This window comes from Faecalibacillus intestinalis (genome assembly GCF_015097455.1).
GTDB classification, from domain to species: Bacteria; Bacillota_I; Bacilli_A; order Erysipelotrichales; family Coprobacillaceae; genus Faecalibacillus; species Faecalibacillus intestinalis.
The window spans coordinates 2,532,840-2,549,888 of sequence record NZ_AP024085.1; the positions used below are offsets into that span (position 1 = coordinate 2,532,840).

The 17,049-nt window shown below is 28.1% G+C and carries 19 protein-coding genes; 5 read left to right on the forward strand and 14 right to left on the reverse strand.

Annotated elements, in window-relative coordinates:
• Positions 1-15: 15 nt before the first annotated feature.
• The 11 genes from Fi14EGH31_RS15600 to Fi14EGH31_RS13520 form a co-directional block, all read right to left on the reverse strand.
• Positions 16-138: a hypothetical protein gene (locus Fi14EGH31_RS15600; RefSeq protein ID WP_267905634.1), complete on the reverse strand. Its 123-nt coding sequence runs from the start codon at positions 136-138 to the stop codon at positions 16-18.
• An 85-nt stretch (positions 139-223) separates the two neighbouring features.
• The gene (locus tag Fi14EGH31_RS13475; RefSeq protein ID WP_048924770.1) at positions 224-421 is read right to left on the reverse strand and encodes a hypothetical protein; all 198 of its coding nucleotides are present in this window, start codon (positions 419-421) and stop codon (positions 224-226) included.
• Between the two features lie 5 nt (positions 422-426).
• Complete coding sequence (locus Fi14EGH31_RS13480; RefSeq protein ID WP_200764943.1) at positions 427-2,310, reverse strand: ATP-binding cassette domain-containing protein; 1,884 nt, start codon at positions 2,308-2,310, stop codon at positions 427-429.
• Positions 2,307-4,325 (reverse strand): ATP-binding cassette domain-containing protein, encoded by a 2,019-nt coding sequence (locus tag Fi14EGH31_RS13485; protein WP_200764944.1) that lies wholly within the window; start codon positions 4,323-4,325, stop codon positions 2,307-2,309. Before Fi14EGH31_RS13485 ends, Fi14EGH31_RS13480 begins: the two co-directional genes overlap by 4 nt.
• 27 nt (positions 4,326-4,352) lie before the next feature.
• Positions 4,353-4,676 (reverse strand): hypothetical protein, encoded by a 324-nt coding sequence (locus Fi14EGH31_RS13490; protein WP_107029746.1) that lies wholly within the window; start codon positions 4,674-4,676, stop codon positions 4,353-4,355.
• A gap of 126 nt (positions 4,677-4,802) precedes the next feature.
• On the reverse strand, positions 4,803-5,933 hold the full coding sequence (locus Fi14EGH31_RS13495) for a hypothetical protein (protein WP_107029747.1): 1,131 nt from the start codon (positions 5,931-5,933) through the stop codon (positions 4,803-4,805).
• Positions 5,930-6,613, reverse strand: coding sequence for a LytR/AlgR family response regulator transcription factor (locus Fi14EGH31_RS13500; RefSeq protein WP_200764945.1), 684 nt, complete (start codon positions 6,611-6,613; stop codon positions 5,930-5,932). Before Fi14EGH31_RS13500 ends, Fi14EGH31_RS13495 begins: the two co-directional genes overlap by 4 nt.
• A 113-nt stretch (positions 6,614-6,726) precedes the next feature.
• The gene (gene carB, locus Fi14EGH31_RS13505; protein ID WP_200764946.1) at positions 6,727-9,945 is read right to left on the reverse strand and encodes a carbamoyl-phosphate synthase large subunit; all 3,219 of its coding nucleotides are present in this window, start codon (positions 9,943-9,945) and stop codon (positions 6,727-6,729) included.
• Positions 9,946-10,293: 348 nt separating this feature from the next.
• On the reverse strand, positions 10,294-10,746 hold the full coding sequence (locus Fi14EGH31_RS13510; protein WP_117825757.1) for a hypothetical protein: 453 nt from the start codon (positions 10,744-10,746) through the stop codon (positions 10,294-10,296).
• A 90-nt stretch (positions 10,747-10,836) separates the two neighbouring features.
• Positions 10,837-10,980, reverse strand: a complete 144-nt coding sequence (locus Fi14EGH31_RS13515) for a hypothetical protein (RefSeq protein WP_158560058.1) — start codon at positions 10,978-10,980, stop codon at positions 10,837-10,839.
• 29 nt (positions 10,981-11,009) lie between these two features.
• Positions 11,010-11,213 carry a helix-turn-helix transcriptional regulator gene (locus tag Fi14EGH31_RS13520; RefSeq protein ID WP_200764947.1) on the reverse strand — a complete coding sequence of 68 codons (204 nt, stop codon included), beginning with the start codon at positions 11,211-11,213 and terminating at the stop codon, positions 11,010-11,012.
• A gap of 134 nt (positions 11,214-11,347) precedes the next feature.
• Between Fi14EGH31_RS13520 and Fi14EGH31_RS13525 the strand changes: the two genes are divergently transcribed.
• Positions 11,348-11,809, forward strand: coding sequence for a hypothetical protein (locus tag Fi14EGH31_RS13525; RefSeq protein ID WP_117788131.1), 462 nt, complete (start codon positions 11,348-11,350; stop codon positions 11,807-11,809).
• Between the two features lie 21 nt (positions 11,810-11,830).
• Here the strand turns inward: Fi14EGH31_RS13525 and Fi14EGH31_RS13530 are convergent, their stop codons facing one another.
• Positions 11,831-12,127: a helix-turn-helix domain-containing protein gene (locus Fi14EGH31_RS13530; protein ID WP_158546495.1), complete on the reverse strand. Its 297-nt coding sequence runs from the start codon at positions 12,125-12,127 to the stop codon at positions 11,831-11,833.
• A 171-nt stretch (positions 12,128-12,298) separates the two neighbouring features.
• Between Fi14EGH31_RS13530 and Fi14EGH31_RS15605 the strand changes: the two genes are divergently transcribed.
• The 4 genes from Fi14EGH31_RS15605 to Fi14EGH31_RS13545 are packed head-to-tail and all read left to right on the forward strand — an operon-like array spanning position 12,299 to position 14,788.
• Positions 12,299-12,430 carry a hypothetical protein gene (locus Fi14EGH31_RS15605; protein WP_267905635.1) on the forward strand — a complete coding sequence of 44 codons (132 nt, stop codon included), beginning with the start codon at positions 12,299-12,301 and terminating at the stop codon, positions 12,428-12,430.
• Between the two features lie 16 nt (positions 12,431-12,446).
• Positions 12,447-13,145 carry a LytR/AlgR family response regulator transcription factor gene (locus Fi14EGH31_RS13535; protein WP_118346850.1) on the forward strand — a complete coding sequence of 233 codons (699 nt, stop codon included), beginning with the start codon at positions 12,447-12,449 and terminating at the stop codon, positions 13,143-13,145.
• Positions 13,132-14,322 (forward strand): hypothetical protein, encoded by a 1,191-nt coding sequence (locus tag Fi14EGH31_RS13540; protein ID WP_118346848.1) that lies wholly within the window; start codon positions 13,132-13,134, stop codon positions 14,320-14,322. Before Fi14EGH31_RS13535 ends, Fi14EGH31_RS13540 begins: the two co-directional genes overlap by 14 nt.
• Complete coding sequence (locus Fi14EGH31_RS13545) at positions 14,303-14,788, forward strand: accessory gene regulator B family protein (RefSeq protein WP_158562523.1); 486 nt, start codon at positions 14,303-14,305, stop codon at positions 14,786-14,788. Before Fi14EGH31_RS13540 ends, Fi14EGH31_RS13545 begins: the two co-directional genes overlap by 20 nt.
• A gap of 21 nt (positions 14,789-14,809) precedes the next feature.
• On the opposite strand, the gene gltA is transcribed toward Fi14EGH31_RS13545, so the two are convergent.
• Both gltA and Fi14EGH31_RS13555 read right to left on the reverse strand, forming a co-directional pair.
• Positions 14,810-16,198, reverse strand: coding sequence for an NADPH-dependent glutamate synthase (gene gltA, locus Fi14EGH31_RS13550; RefSeq protein WP_022001961.1), 1,389 nt, complete (start codon positions 16,196-16,198; stop codon positions 14,810-14,812).
• Positions 16,198-17,046 carry a sulfide/dihydroorotate dehydrogenase-like FAD/NAD-binding protein gene (locus tag Fi14EGH31_RS13555; protein ID WP_022001960.1) on the reverse strand — a complete coding sequence of 283 codons (849 nt, stop codon included), beginning with the start codon at positions 17,044-17,046 and terminating at the stop codon, positions 16,198-16,200. Before Fi14EGH31_RS13555 ends, gltA begins: the two co-directional genes overlap by 1 nt.
• Between the last annotated feature and the right edge of the window lie 3 nt (positions 17,047-17,049).

Here is a 17,049-nt window from a genome sequence, read left to right on the forward strand (position 1 = left end):
CAAATCCATACTCTTCTATAATTCCTGTTTTCCCTTATAATCTAATACATTATTTAAAAAGACCATTAATGGTGTCAATAATGCATCACATTCTTCATACTTTTTATTTAAGTCATGTTCTTTGTTTAAGTATACCACAAGAATAACTACTTCTCTAAAATTCTTCCAATCCTTTATAAATAAAAGGCAGATCTTATTGACCTGCCTATAATAAAATTTCACTTTACTTGTTATTTCTCTTTATGACCCACAACAATATAATTCCTACTAATAAACTAATTGCGAATCCAATTGCCATCAATTGATAATTAAAATATGAATATGTTGATTGATCAATAATCTTTGTAACAGGATTCATACTTGCTATTAGCCAACTGAATACACATCCTATGAGTACAACAAATACTGGAACTTTTTTCATAGTAATCACCCCTCACTTGTTTTTAACATATTTCCTTCATTGTTTATTTTCATTAAAATGATAAATGTAAAACATGGTACAAAAAGAATAATTAAATTTATAATTATTAAAACACTTAATGCTCTTTCTATGATTATACTTGTCAAGACATGATATTGTAAGTAGAAAACACTCATCACTGAAACTTGTGCTAAAACAATAGATAGTAAACAATAATTAATCCTTTCTTTTAAAATAAGTTTTAAACATTGCTTTTTATTGAAACCATTGACAAGCAACAAGGCATATTGATAACGTCTTATGACAACATCAAACATTCCTATAATAAAACATGAAAGTACAAAGAGTATAAATATGATCTTTGAAAAATTGTAAATCATTTCAAATCCAAATGATGTTGTTTGACTTAGAATTGAAGAAGATACTGGATTATAAACTTTAATTTGTTGATCGTGTTTTTTAATAAAATCTGTTACTGCCTGTATGTTCTTATAAGAATTTATTTTTAAGATATAGACATTTGATTGATACGAGTCATCAGGAATACATTGATTGATGATTTTTTGATAGAGATTTTGTGAAATATAAATAATATTTTCAGTTGATTTCGTATAACGATTACCAATATCCTTATCAACAGTATCTGCATTTGAAAGTTCAAAAGGAATTTCAACAAATTCAAATTCATTGTTTTTTAGCACCTGCATTGTTCCAGTCAAATGAATATGTCCTTTTATTTTTTGATAAAGAGAATAAGAAATATAAATCTTGTCCGTATTTATTTTTTGTTTATCAATTAAAAATACAGGATTGCTGTTTTTTTTGACTGTTTTCATTTTCTTATAATAGGGTTGTATGACCACTGTTTCTTTAAAAGATGAATCATTAACCGTCATATGAGCCACATTCCATTCAAAAAAGGGAGAAATATTTTGAATCATATTATTTTGTGATAAATCTTGTACAAGTGTTCTAGAAACTGGCATTCCAGCCATATCATAAGCATTTCCACCATCCTTATAAGAAATTCTTAATTCATTATCAATTGCTTTATTAATCATTCTTTCTGTTTCTTTTTGATAATAGGCTTGAAAACACATCATATAGGTCATAATGATCATCAAAAAGGAAATGATGATATTTCTTTTATAATGGATTTTATTTGATTTTTGTGCATGTAAATAATAATTAAGTGGAAATGTTTGAATTGTTTTTCTTGCAATTAAATTCTTATTTTCTTTAATGGTATTTTTCTTTAATAGAATTTTTTGACTTTCAATATGATAGTGTTTACCTGCAATCTCTAACATATCTAAATCATGAGAAGCAATGACAACTGTCTTATGATATTTATAGCATAAGTCATAAATGATTTTTCTCATACGTCTTCTGTTTTCATCATCTAAATACGCTGTCGGTTCATCCAAAAAAATGATTTCAGGTTCTTTCATCATACAGCATAAAATCAACAGCCTTTGTTTTTGCCCTCCTGATAACACTTTTACTTCTCCATTTAAATCAATATTTAAATCAAGTTCATCTAACAAATTCATCATTTTATCTTTCTTAAATTCAACCTGACCAAGTTGACTAAAGAATTCAATATTTTGAATGACTGATAGATCATTAAAAAGTCGACAGTCTTGAAAAACAAATGCGATTTTTCTTCTAAATGATTCCTCATCTAAATCAGACATTTTTTCATTTTCATAAATATATTCCTTATTTGCATAATCTGTAAGTCGTGCAAGTTCAAATAATAGAGTCGATTTACCCGAGCCACTCTCTCCTGTAATTAATGTAATTTTTCCTGAATCAATTTTAATTTCTTGATCAGTAAATAAATCTTTATCCCTAAAGGATAAATTAATATGTTTCATTTCAATCATTGTTTCACCTTCTTAACAAAATACTTACTGTAGAATAAATACAAGATGTAAATAATGATAGAAACAGCTATTTGAATACTAAAGAAAAGTAATAAACTGATGATTAAACTTTGATCATTGACTGCAAAAAACCCCATCTTTCTTGCGATAAAGAAGCCCGGTATACCTAATGCAAGTGACAATAATAATTGAACAAAGCCATTTTCATTAATCAATGAATGAACATTCTTATCATTTAGTCCATAAAGTTTTAATAGTTTTACTTCATTTTTACGATCATCAAGTGCATTGATTTGTACCATTGCATAAAGTACAATGGCGACAAGAACCACCATAACCATGTAGATATATCTTCCTTTTCTTTCTTCTTTATAGATATCTGTCATATCAATAACTGAATTATATTGATCATAGGTTGCAAGATTTTTAGAAATCTTTGTTATTTCTTTCTCTACTATTTTTAAATTATTTATACGATCTACTTCTATAACATAATTCTTACTATGATAAGGTGTAATTGTTGCATTTAATTCTTTAGCGTCTAATAAACTATCTGGTGTCTGATTATTGTATTGATTCAATAAACTATAAAATGATTTTTCTGGCATTAAAATAGTATATCCTGCACTCAAAAATTCATTATAGTAATCATCGACAGAAATGATATGATCTACTTCTAAATCAAGTTTTACTTTTTTAGTAAGGACTTGCGACATCTCTGCCTTTAGCCCTGATTCATTCATTTCTCCTTGATAACTGTATTGTTGGACAGGTATATAGACCTCTACAGAAATCTTAAAATTCTTTTCATCCTTATCTATTCCTAGCTTATTAGCCAATGACTGACTGATAGCGTTTCCTTTAAGCTTTTTACCATTTGTTTTGATATTTTGAAAAGAATAATAAGGCGCCACAAGTGGACTGCCATCTTGTAAATAATCAAAATTTACCTTGTTTCCTTGAAAGTAAACACTCGTCGTTGATACATTTTGCATCTGATTGATCGTATCAAAAACATCAAAAGGATAAACACCTTTAACATGCTTGATTGATTTCATTTGTGCGAGTTCATCATCACTAATATCAAGATTATTTATCTGATCCCCTATAAAATAACCATCATTTCCAAAAAAAGCATCATTCATTTTTCCTGTATAGACTTCTGCTTTATTTGCTCTTTCTATACCGTTTGCAAGCTGATTTTCCTGTAAAATACTGTCACTTATATTGGTAGAAATAGAAACTGTCATAATAAATCCCAGTAACATTACCAATATGAATTGAAACCATTGTCTTTGATTTTTATAGAAAAAATATTTTTTGATTCTTTGATGTTTTGTATTTTCTATTTTTAAATTCTTCTGAACTTCTTTTATTTCCTGATGACAGTAAAGTTGCTTATTTTCTATTTCATAAATGATATCCAAATGTTCAATTAAAAAATCATCATGTGTCGTAATAATAATATATTTATTGTCTTTCTTTAGTTTTTGTAACAGGTTTAAAATAATTTCTTTATTTTCTTGATCTAAAGATGCAGTTGGTTCATCAATGATAATGATTGATGCATCTTTATACATCGCCAATGCTATTAAAAATCTTTTTCTTTGTCCTATGGATAAAGAAGAAAGAAAGTAGGATAGATCTATATTATCTAATCTTACTAAATGAAGCATTTCTAACATTTTATCTTGGTCAAACCCTTGATTCTTTAATTGACTTATAAATTCAAAATGTTCACGTATTTTCATATTTTCAAAGAATGTACCAAATTGATCAATATAGCTGACATAATTCAATAAATAATCTTCTTTGTTTTTATCAGTAATTACTTGTTCATCAATAGAAAGTGTTTGATTACTGTATTGATAGATTAACGCTTTTAAGAATGTTGTTTTTCCACATCCACTTTTTCCTATGATACCTGTTATTTTCCCTGGACATGTTTTAAAGTTGGCATTCTTAAATATTATTTGGTTATCAAATTTGATGTCTAAATGCTTCATTTCAATCATAGTATTTCGCCTCTTTCTTTATATTATTTAAAATTTAATTGTTGAATATTTTGTTTGTTCTGCATTTCCAAGTCTTCCAATAACTTTTATTTGTGCGGTTTTTCCAGAATCTAAATTTTTTATACTTTGCGTTCCACCTGTCACTAAATATTTAGTCGAAACGGTACTTTTTGCTTTAGAATTTGTACAAGTTGCTTTATGCTCATTTATACAAATAATTAACCCTGATGTGTCTTTAGTTGTATAAACAACAACATTTCTTGTTTGTGTCGCTGCACTTACGCATCCTAAAGAAAACATAAAAACAAATGCTAAACTTAAAATTGATGTAATGACTTTTTTGTTTTTCATAATAACTTTCCTCCGTTCTACTATGATTATTTCCTTCTGATTACATTGTAACAAGCTTTAAAAAAATGATAATGCTTTTAGGACGTTTGACCATTTTATGAGGATAATTGACATAAAAAATACCTGTTATCTGCTAACAGGTATTAATAGTGAAATGTTTATATTTTGATTTTCATGAATAATTTTTATACTTCCCTGATATTTTTTTAGAATTAATTTTAATGTATCGTATTTCATACGATCAATATTTTCAATTCCCTGACTAATAAATATTGCAATTTCAAATACACATTCATCTTGAATAGCTTTTATTTCTAACTCATTATTTTGAATACAATTCATTGCTATATCAAAAAGATAACTAATGATAATATTTAAATGTTCATCATTAATAAAAGAAATATCTTGAATTGAAATAATCATTGTTGGCGTAATATGTTCTAGTTTTAATTGTTCTAATTTCATGTTTACAAATGCATCAAATAATTTATTTCCTGAAGTAATTATCATTTCTTCTTGATCAAGAGATGCTACCTTTTGATCAATCATTTGATTTACTGTTTCAAATTCTTTCCTTTTAACATATTCTTTCATTTGTAAATATTCATATTTTAAATCATGTTTTAATTTATTTAATTCATTATTTTTCTTTTCAATAAATGCATAATTTTGTTGATCGTTCTTAAAATAATTTACAGCTTGATTGAGTAGCTGTTGTTCATGATAAAGTTTTGTATATCTAAAAAATAGATAATAAGAAAAAATGATTGTTAGTACTAAAGTTATTAGAATAATTAGATTTCGATTTACGCCCAACACATCTAAAAAATCATAATAAAGGATGTGATATACACATAACGTGCTTATCGAAATAAGCATTAATAATCCCCAATACATATTTTGATTATCTATAGGATAAAAATGTTTTATATATATCATCAAAGCAATAATAATCATGAAAACAATAAATGAAATAGCTTCATAAAATGGTAATAAAAGCACTATATCTTTTATAACCAATGAAAATGAAAGATAAAATAAAATTTCCGTTATATTCCTATCTAGGAAATAAAAAAGAAAAAAACATATAACTTCTAAAAACAAAACATCTTGTAACAATAAGGTTGATGCAATAGCGTTTATTAAACTATTTGATAACAGACAAACAATTAAATATTTCTTAAAAAATTCTTTTGGAACATCCAAAAGATAAATCAGCGCAATTTCAATACAACAAAAATATAAAAAAGTAATCATTGTAAGTATCTCCTATATGCATGATATTTTTCTACAATATCTTTTGATTGTCTAGAAACATTGAATGTTTGTTTATTAGAAAGTGTCACACTTTGACTATTGATTTTCGTTACATATTTAAAATTAATAATTGTATAAGAATTTATTTTATAAAAAGCAATATTCTTACATAATGTTTCTGCACATCTTTTTAAAGTTATATACTGTTGGTACTCATGATCTATTGTAAAAAAAGTACACATATTTCTATGAGATTGAATATAACAAATATCTACATAACGGATATATTGATTATTTTTTTCATCCACCAAATATTGTTTATTACTTTCTGCTTCATCTTTTTCTATTTTAGTAAGTAATCTTTTAAAATCATCTTCATAAAATGCTTTCCTTATAAAAAAATAAAGATGTATATCAAAGCAATCATAAACAAGTGCTTCATTATTAGAAATAAATATAATTTTTGTTGTTTTATTGTTTACTTTTTTTGCTAAAGAAATTCCATCATCTTGCGCTAAAATAATATCAATAAATAAAAAATCATAATTTTCTATATCAATTGTTTGAAAATCATCATTATAAATATCTATATCATTTTCACAAAAATAATTACTATTTTCTATTTGTTTTTTTAATATATTACTAAATACAAGATCATCATCAATAATTCCTATTTTCATAAATACTTACTCCTTTTTTTAATTATATAAAAATGTATACGTGATTAATAGTAAATATTTCTTTTATAAAAAAATTGTTAGGAAATCTTATGACTTCCTAACAATCATTCATATTAATCTTTAATTGCTTTATGATATTCTTGAAGCGATTTTACTTCATGTGTTCCATGAATTTCAGCTTCTAAGATACCTTCTACAGCTGCATTTGCAGCAGCAATATTTGTCATATATGGAATTTTCATTTTAATAGCTGTTTTTCTAATATAACTATCATCATGTGCAGATTCTTTACCATGTGGCGTATTGATCACCATATCAAGTTCACCATTTGTAAGAGCATCTACAATATTTGGACGACCTTCTTTGATCTTTTTAATTTTGATAGCTGGAATATTATTGCTATTGATTAATTCAAATGTTTTACCTGTAGCAACAATTTCAAATCCAGCATCATAATATTTTCTTGCTAGTTCAACAACATCTTTTTTATCACGATCAGATACTGAAATTAACACACGCCCTGATGTTGGTAATTTTGTTTGTGTTGCTTCTTCTGCTTTAAAGATTGCTGCCCCATAAGAATTAGCTAAACCTAATACTTCTCCTGTTGATCTCATTTCAGGTCCTAGAATTGGATCAACTTCAGGGAACATATTGAATGGGAAAACAGCTTGTTTTACACCAATATGTGGAATCTTTCTATCTTTTAAATCTTTAACAGGTGATGGTCTACCTGTAAGTTCACGTGTAACAATATCTGTTGCAAGTTTTACCATGTTGATGTTACATACCTTAGATACTAAAGGTACTGTTCTTGAAGCACGTGGATTTGCTTCTAAAACATAAACTTTATCATCAGCAATGGCATATTGCATATTCATTAAACCACGTACATTCATTTCTCTAGCAATTTTCTTTGTGTACTCTTTAATTGTTTGTACATGTCTTACTGGAATATGTTTAGATGGTAAAATACACGCTGAGTCCCCTGAGTGAATACCAGCAAGTTCAATATGTTCCATAACAGCAGGTACAAAAACATTTTCTCCATCAGAAATAGCATCTGCTTCACATTCCATCGCATCATTTAAGAAACGGTCAATTAAGATAGGACGATCAGGTGTTACCCCAACAGCAGCAGCCATGTATTGTTTTAATGATTCATCATCATAAACAACTTCCATTCCTCTACCACCTAATACATAAGATGGTCTTACCATTAATGGATAACCAATTCTTTGAGCAATTTCTAAAGCATCATCAACTGTAACTGCCATTCCTGATTCAGGCATTGGAATTTCTAATTTTTCCATCATTTCATTAAATAAGTCACGATCTTCAGCCATATCAATTGTTTCAGGTGTTGTTCCTAAAATATTTACACCATTTTCTTTTAATTGACTTGCAAGATTTAATGGTGTTTGTCCACCAAATTGAGCAATAACTCCTAGTGGTTTTTCTTTTTCATGAATACTTAAAACATCTTCTAATGTTAATGGTTCAAAATAAAGTTTATCAGATGTATCATAATCTGTTGAAACTGTTTCTGGGTTACAGTTTACAATGATTGTTTCAAATCCTAATTTCTTTAAGGCAAGAGAAGCATGAACACAGCAATAATCAAATTCAATACCTTGACCAATTCTGTTAGGTCCTCCACCTAAGATCATGATTTTCTTATTATTTGAAACTTCATCTTGATCTTTTCCATTATATGTAGAGTAATAATAAGAACTATCTTTTGTACTTGATACATGAACAGGTTCCCATACTTGATGCATACCCATTGCAAGTCTTTGATTTCTAATTTCTTTTTCTTCAATATCTAATATCTTAGAAATATATTTATCAGCAAATCCATCTTTCTTTGCTTGTTTTAAAACGTCATCTGGTAATTGATTTCCTTTATAAGAAGCAATTTTTTCTTCTTCTTCAACGAGTTCTTTCATTTGTTCAATGAAATAATGTTTAATTTTTGTAAGTTCAAATAATTCATTAACAGTAGCTCCTTTTCTTAAAGCTTCATACATAATGAATTGTCTTTCACTTGTTGGATTAATTAATAATTTTAATAATTCATCTTTAGATAAATCATTAAAGTTCTTTGCATATCCTAAACCATAACGTCCTGTTTCTAAAGAACGAATTGCTTTTTGGAAAGCTTCTTTATAAGTTTTACCAATACTCATAACTTCCCCAACAGCTTTCATTTGTGTACCAAGTTTATCTTCTGCAGCTTTGAATTTTTCAAAAGCCCAACGAGCAAACTTAATAACAACATAATCCCCATCAGGATAATATTTATCTAACGTTCCATATTTACCACAAGGAATCTCATCTAATGTAAGTCCAGCCGCTAACATTGCTGAAACTAAGGCAATAGGGAAACCTGTCGCTTTAGAAGCTAAAGCAGATGAACGTGATGTTCTTGGATTGATTTCAATAACAACAATACGATCTGTTACTGGATCATGAGCAAATTGAACATTTGTACCGCCAATAACTCCAATTGATTCAACAATACGATAAGCTTGTTCTTGTAAACGATCTTGTACTTCTTTAGAAATAGTAAGCATTGGTGCACTACAGAAAGAATCTCCAGTATGTACTCCTAATGGATCAATATTTTCAATAAAACAAATTGTAATCATGTTATTTTTAGCATCTCTTACAACTTCTAATTCTAATTCTTCCCATCCTAAAATAGATTCTTCAATTAAGCATTGGTGTACTAAACTTGCTTGCAACCCTCTATTTACAACTGTTTTTAATTCATCAACATTGTAAACAAGTCCTCCACCTGCTCCACCCATTGTATAGGCAGGTCTTACAACTACTGGATATCCTAATTTATCAGCAATAGCTAAAGCTTCATCAACCGTATTTGCAATTTCACTTCTTGCCATTTCAATACCAAGTTCATTCATGGCTTTTTTGAATTCTAAACGGTCTTCTCCACGTTCAATAGCATCTACTTTTACCCCTAATACTTGAACGTCATATTTGTCTAAAACTCCGGCATTACTTAATTCAGAACATAGATTTAAAGCTGATTGTCCACCTAAGTTAGGAAGTAAAGCATCTGGTCTTTCTTTTTCAATGATTTGTGTTAATCTTTCTACATTCAATGGTTCAATATATGTCACATCTGCAGTTTCTGGATCTGTCATAATTGTAGCTGGGTTAGAATTGACTAAAACAATTTTATACCCTAATCCTCTTAATGCTTTACAAGCTTGTGTTCCTGAATAATCAAATTCACATGCTTGACCAATAATAATTGGTCCTGAACCAATGACTAATACTGTGTTAATATCTTCTCTTTTTGGCATCTTTAATCCTCCTTTTGATTGTAAAAAAAACATATCTTAGAAAAGATATGTTTCAAATTAAAAAATAAAAAGCGAAAAAGGGCCCATGTCTTTATATTGAATTGTCATAAGTAGATTTTTTTTCATAATGGCCTCCTATAAGCAATTTCGCTCTATCCATAGAAAGATTATATAAGATAATGATTGGGAATTAAATAAATTAAAATATAATTATCATACTAATTTTTTATTTCCATGCCAAATGATATTCACGCCAATTCTTTTTACGTTGAGCTGTTACTTCTTGTTTCTTTTTTATTCCCATTTCATTTGTATACGTATATTCAACCATCACAGTATCTTCTTTTTTTATATTTTTACATGTATATGCTTTTTCAAATTCAATATATCTTTATCACTATTAATATAAATTGTTCCTTTCACATCATGATATTCTGTATTTCTTTTAAAATTATATTCTTTATCCCACAAATAGATTTCATCTTTCTTTGTCTTATTTCCACTAAATGAAAGAGTAAAATCACCTTTGTTCTTTTTTTCATTATAACTTTCTAACATAATTCCACCACTAGCATCTTCATCTAAATAGTTTTCAAAGTTGATATCTGCATCTAACATTCCAAAATTTGTTTCACCATTTGTTTGGGAAATAAGTTGTGCAAATCGAACTGTTTGAATAGGTAGATTTATTGTTCCTTTAAAATGATCCTCTTCTTTATTTAAAGAAAGTGTATATGTATCTTTATCTGTTTTAAAAATAACTTGTGCTGTTGTATTATCTTGATAATTTTTTAAAATCAAATCAATATTTATATTATAACTATCCTTTTTAATATTACTGATATAACCACTAAAATAAGAACAAATAGAATTTGTATCTAGTGAAATTGGTTAATCACCATAAAAGTCATTGATTTGTTGTTGCAACGAAGAATTTGCTTCTTCCAATGCATCCATTCTCTCACTCATCTTAACTGCTACATAGCTTTCCATAATAAATGCTAGAAAAACAACAATTCCAAAGATAATAATCATATTTCGATGATTAGTACTTTGATCCGTTTTTATTTTTTGCTTTCATCTAAAAGTTTCTCTAAAGAGATACCAAAAACATCAGCCATAGCCTTACAACTTTGTATATCAGGTGATGACAGATTACTTTCCCATTTTGATATTGTTTGTCTTGATATATGTAGTAATTTACCTAATTCTTCTTGCGATAATCCCTTCATTTTCCGATATTTTTGAATACGTTCTCCAAGTGTCATAGAATCTTTCCTCATTTTATTCATCATAACACGAAATAAGAAGAAGATATGCTCTAAGGATTAACATTTTGTCTATAAATCTTTACTTTAATAAAAATCAAATATTTCGTACAATTATCTAAAGGAGGAATTCTATGAAATCTAAAATACTCTTTATTTGTTGTTTTATTTTATTATTATGTGGTTGTTCAAAAAAGGAAGACACTAAAACAGAAGAACTTCTTACAAATAATGATATTGGTTTTACAATTATCGTTGAAGATGGTCGTGGAATTACAAAGGATTCTAGGATAAATCATATAAATGATTATATTGGTGATCAGTATATAGAATCAAAAAAGAATAATGATACAGTTTATTATAATGATTCTATTCAAATTACTTTAAATAAAAAGAATAAAGTTAAAAAAGTAGAACTCTTTACAGATCATTACAAAGTTGAAGGTAATTTCTACGTTGGTTTAGAAAAAAATAATTTAGATTACGAAAATCACAAAGAAGCGAACAATCAATATATTGCCTATAGTGAGAATAAAACAGTTAAAATGACCTACACGCTTTCAAACAATACAATTACAAAAATCACATTAGCCTAAAAATAGTTATCGATCAGATAACTATTTTTCTTTTAATTTCTTCATTTTTTCTTCTTTTGCAATCGTTTTAAAAATAATACTTTTACTTGTAGGACTATATGATTCAAAATCTATCTCATGTGCATGCTCATCATATATTGGTGCATCATCCACAATAATCGTTACATTCATACGTAAAATATCATAAATTCTTTTTACTAATTTATTATTGGGATTTAAATTAGGATTTGTTTCAATTCTATAAATAGTACTCTCACTTACTCCTAAGCCCTCTGCAAGCTCTTTTCTAGAAACGCCTCTTTCTATTCTTTTATTCATAATTATCTCATTAACATTCATTATCCGTCACCCTTTTAATTCATGTTAACAATTAAATCGTGCATTTTACGCATTATAAAAGATACCTTCAGGAACGATAACTATTCTTTCATGCACGTTCTATTGACTTTATATTCGTGTCAAATATAAAGTACACTTAAGGAGGTAATTATGATAAACTATTTAATTGAAAAATACTTTGCATTGTTAGGTGGAGTTGCATATAGTAGTGCATCATCAGAATCTTTATTAAATCTATATGAATTCAAAAAACCTGAACAATTAAAGGATTTAAACAAATAAGGAAGGTGGCATCATTATGAATATTTTGATATTAGAGGATACAAGTACTTTTGTAGAGGAGTTTGTTGATATACTCAAAAATAACAATCTATTCACTGATGCCCATTTCTTTTGTCTAGGGGATCACTTCGAAGAGATTGATAACACAAAAGACTACCAAGTTATTTTTATAGATGTTCATTTAAGTAAATCAATAAATGGTATCGATTTTTCTATAGAACTTAAAAAGAGGTTTCCCAAAGCACTTATTGTTTTTGTGACCATGAACAATAACTTTGTTCATAAATCCATGGAACTTCAACCATTTTATTTCATTAGAAAGGATCATTTAAATGAAGACATGTCTATCTTCTTTAAAATGTTTAAAGAACATTTAGAAAATACAAGTTTTATTGTCATTAACGCTAGAGAAAAACATGTACGTATTAATACCAGTGATATTATCTACATAGAAGCTGATGGTCATTACTTAAAAATTGTCACATTAGATGGTGAATACAAATTCAAAGAAAAAATAAAAGAATTTAAAACTCAACTCAATAATAACAATATCATTCAAGTACATAGATCCTATCTTATTAATTTAGATTTTGTCTATGATGTAAATTCCAAGTTCATCATCTTAAGAAATAAGAAAGAAATCAATATAGGTAAAACATATAAAAAGAAATTTAAACTAACTTATCAGGATTATTTACTCAATGGTAGCTTATAGTATATTTCTTAATTTTGTAGAAGTATTTACACTTACTGCTTTCGTTTACCTTTATTATTCATTTTCAAGTAGAAAACAGTTTTGTCTTCTACTTGCTTCTTTATTCTTAATATGTGAATTATGTGATATTTTTAAAGAAAATGGTTTTGTACTCTTAGTAAGTTATTTTATTATAAGTTGTTCTTTTATCATATTAGGGAAACATAAAATTCAATTTGGCGATATGTTTATACTTGGTGGATATTTATTTTTAATGATTAACTATCCTTACATATCTTATTGTCTATATAATAAAATACTAGATGCTGGATATGAAACTGTATACTACATTTGTGCAGGTATAACTTCTAAATTATTTTTAATACTTGTAACCTGTTGGTTACTTAGACATTTAAAGTTCACATTTCCTGTTCCTAACAAACAATACTCATTAGTAATTATCACAGAAGTTGTTATTTTAAGTATTTTTGGAATGATCAGTTATGATAATGTAGAAGTAACTGCATCTTATAGTCCTGTTATTATTTGTATTTTATTATTGATTACTTTCATTCTTATTATAATTAATGGTATTTACCTAAATCGAATATACACAGAAAAGATGCAATATGAAAAACAATTACAAAAAGAAAAATATATAAAACAAAGCTTACGTCTCATACAAAACATTAGTTATGATATTGATGATAAGAAACATCGTATTCATTGGATATTAGAACACATTAAACACTTAAACAACGATACAAACACTGAAATATCCAAAGCTATTGAACAATATCAATCTAAAAACACTTACCAAAAATTAGTTGCATCTAAAAATCCGGTATTTGATATTTTGATTTCTGTAAAAATCAATAGGTTACAAGATGATAATATAAGTATTAAACCTTTCTTTGAAATTAGCCAAAATGAAAAATATGATGATTTAGATTTTATTGATGTTATTTCTGAAATATTAGATTATGTTAAAAGACATAATGAAATAACTTTGCATATCAAAGGTCAAGGTATTTATACGTTAGTTGAACTTTATTCAGAAAATGATTTTTATGATTATGATAGATGTAAAATTGAATCTGATTTAATTGTTAAGAAAAAGAACATTTATAAAGATGGTATTTATTACATGAAATTTTTATTAAAAGGAACAAATGATGATGTTAGAGAAAATTTATGATAAATATGATTTTGATCAAGATTATGAAGTATATAAGTATGGTCAACAAGTTTTAATATTTAATTCAATCGTTAATATATTTATGTTTATTCTAGGATTATGTTTACATGAAGGACTTATGACACTAGTTTGGATGCTTGCATTTTCCGGATTAAGAGTGAATTTAGGTGGATATCATTGTGATAGTCCTGTTAAATGTTTTGTATCTTCCAATTTAATATTTTTTCTATCTATGCTTTCTTATAAATATTTAAGTTCGTATTTCTTATTATTATTTATTCCACTTGGAATACTATTTATGTTATTTTTTAAATATATTCCATTTATAAATAAAAAAGCAAAAATTACAATATGTATAGAACTTATTTGTTTATTTATTCCAAAAATAAATATGATTGTTATTCTAGCTTTATGCGAAAATATCATTTTATATTTAATGACAGCCAAAGAAAAAGTCAATTCGTAATGTGAATTGACTTTTTAAATACTATTTATTTTGTAGATATTCATCCATTGCCTTAGCTGCTTTTTTACCAGCACCCATAGCTAAGATAACTGTTGCTGCGCCAGTAACAACATCTCCACCTGCATAAACACCATCTTTAGATGTTTTCATTGAATCTTCATCAACGATAATTCCACCCCAAGATTGGCAATCTAAACCAGGAGTTGTATGTCTAATTAATGGGTTTGGACTTTGTCCAATAGCAACGATAACTGTTCCTGTTTCAATTGTGAAGTTAGATCCTTCTTTAGCGATTGGTCTTCTTCTTCCAGATGCATCAGGTTCACCTAATTCCATTTCAACACATTCCATAGATTTAACCCATCCATCTTCACCTTCAATTTTAACTGGATTAGTTAATAGTTTGAAGATAATTCCTTCTTCTTTAGCGTGATGTACTTCTTCAGCACGAGCAGGAACTTCTTCAGGTCCACGACGATAAACGATATATACGTTTTTAGCTCCTAAACGTTTTGCAGTTCTTGCGGCATCCATAGCAACGTTACCAGCACCGATAACACATACTGTATCTGTTACTTTAACTGGAGTTGGATGATTTGGGAATTGATATCCTTTCATTAAGTTAACACGAGTTAAGAATTCGTTCGCTGCATAAACACCGTTTAAGTTTTCCCCAGGAATTCCTTGGAAACGTGGTAAACCAGCACCACTACCTACGAAGATTCCTTGATATCCTTGTTCTTGTAATTCATCAATTGTAATTGAACGTCCTACAACAACATTTGTTTCGAAATCTACACCTAAAGCAGCAACACCATCTACTTCGCTTTGTACTAATTTTTTAGGTAATCTGAATTCTGGAATACCATAAGATAATACCCCACCTGTTTTATGTAATGCTTCAAAAACAGTCACATCATAACCTTTTTTAGCTAATTCACCAGCACATGTAATACCAGCAGGTCCTGATCCAATAACAGCAACTTTTTTACCATTTTTTTCAATTTTTAATTCTGCAGGTTTTCCATGTTCTCTATGATAATCAGCAACGAATCTTTCTAATCGTCCGATTCCTACTGATTCAGTTTTAATTCCTCTAACACATTTACCTTCACATTGATTTTCTTGAGGACAAACACGTCCACAAATTGCAGGTAATGCATTTTCTCTTGTAATTGTTTGATAAGCTTCTTCAAATTCACCTTCTGCAACATGATGAATGAATTCAGGAATTGGTACTCCTACTGGACATCCATCCATACAGAATGGTTTTTTACAATTTAAGCAACGAGTTGCTTCTTCCATAGCTTGTTCTTTTGTATATCCTAAAGAAACTTCTTCAAAGTTTTTATTTCTTACATTAGGATCTTGTTCAGGCATTTTAACCTTATTTGGTGACATATTAGGCATTATTTTGCACCTCCCATTAAATTACAAATACGATCTGCATTCGCATCTACTTGATGTTCTTCTTCTTTAAACATTCTTTGACGAGCCATTAATTCATCAAAGTCTACTGATAAACCATCAAAGTCTGGTCCATCAACACATGCGAATTTAATTTTGCCATCAACAGTAACACGGCAGCATCCACACATACCTGTACCATCAATCATAATAGGGTTTAATGAAACCATTGTTTTTAAATTATGAGGTTTTGTCACCCCAACAACAGCTTTCATCATAGGTACTGGTCCAATAGCGATAACTTCATCAATTGGATCACCATTATCAATTAATTCTTGTAATTTAACAGTTCCAAATCCTTTTTCTCCTAAAGATCCATCATCTGTCATCACATATACATTTTTACAGAAAGCTTTGAACTTATCTGCCCATAATACATATTGTGCTTCACGTCCACCAATGATAACATCCACATCTACACCCATTTCAGCTAATTTTTTAAGTTGTGGATATAATGGTGCACTACCAACCCCACCGGCAATACCAACAACATGATTTGATTTATGTAAATCAGTTGGTACACCTAAAGGTCCAACAAAGTCAGTGATTTCATCACCTTCGTTTAATTTTGCTAATTGACGAGTTGAAAAACCTACAATTTGATAAATAATTGTAATTGTTTCAGCTTCTCGATCATAATCAGCAATTGTTAAAGGAATTCTTTCTCCATCTTCACCAACTCTTAAAATAATGAATTGACCTGGTTCGCATTTTCTAGCAACCATTGGAGCATGAACTTCCATTAATTCAACAACATCATTTAGTCTTTCTTTTTTGACTATTTTGTACATTTC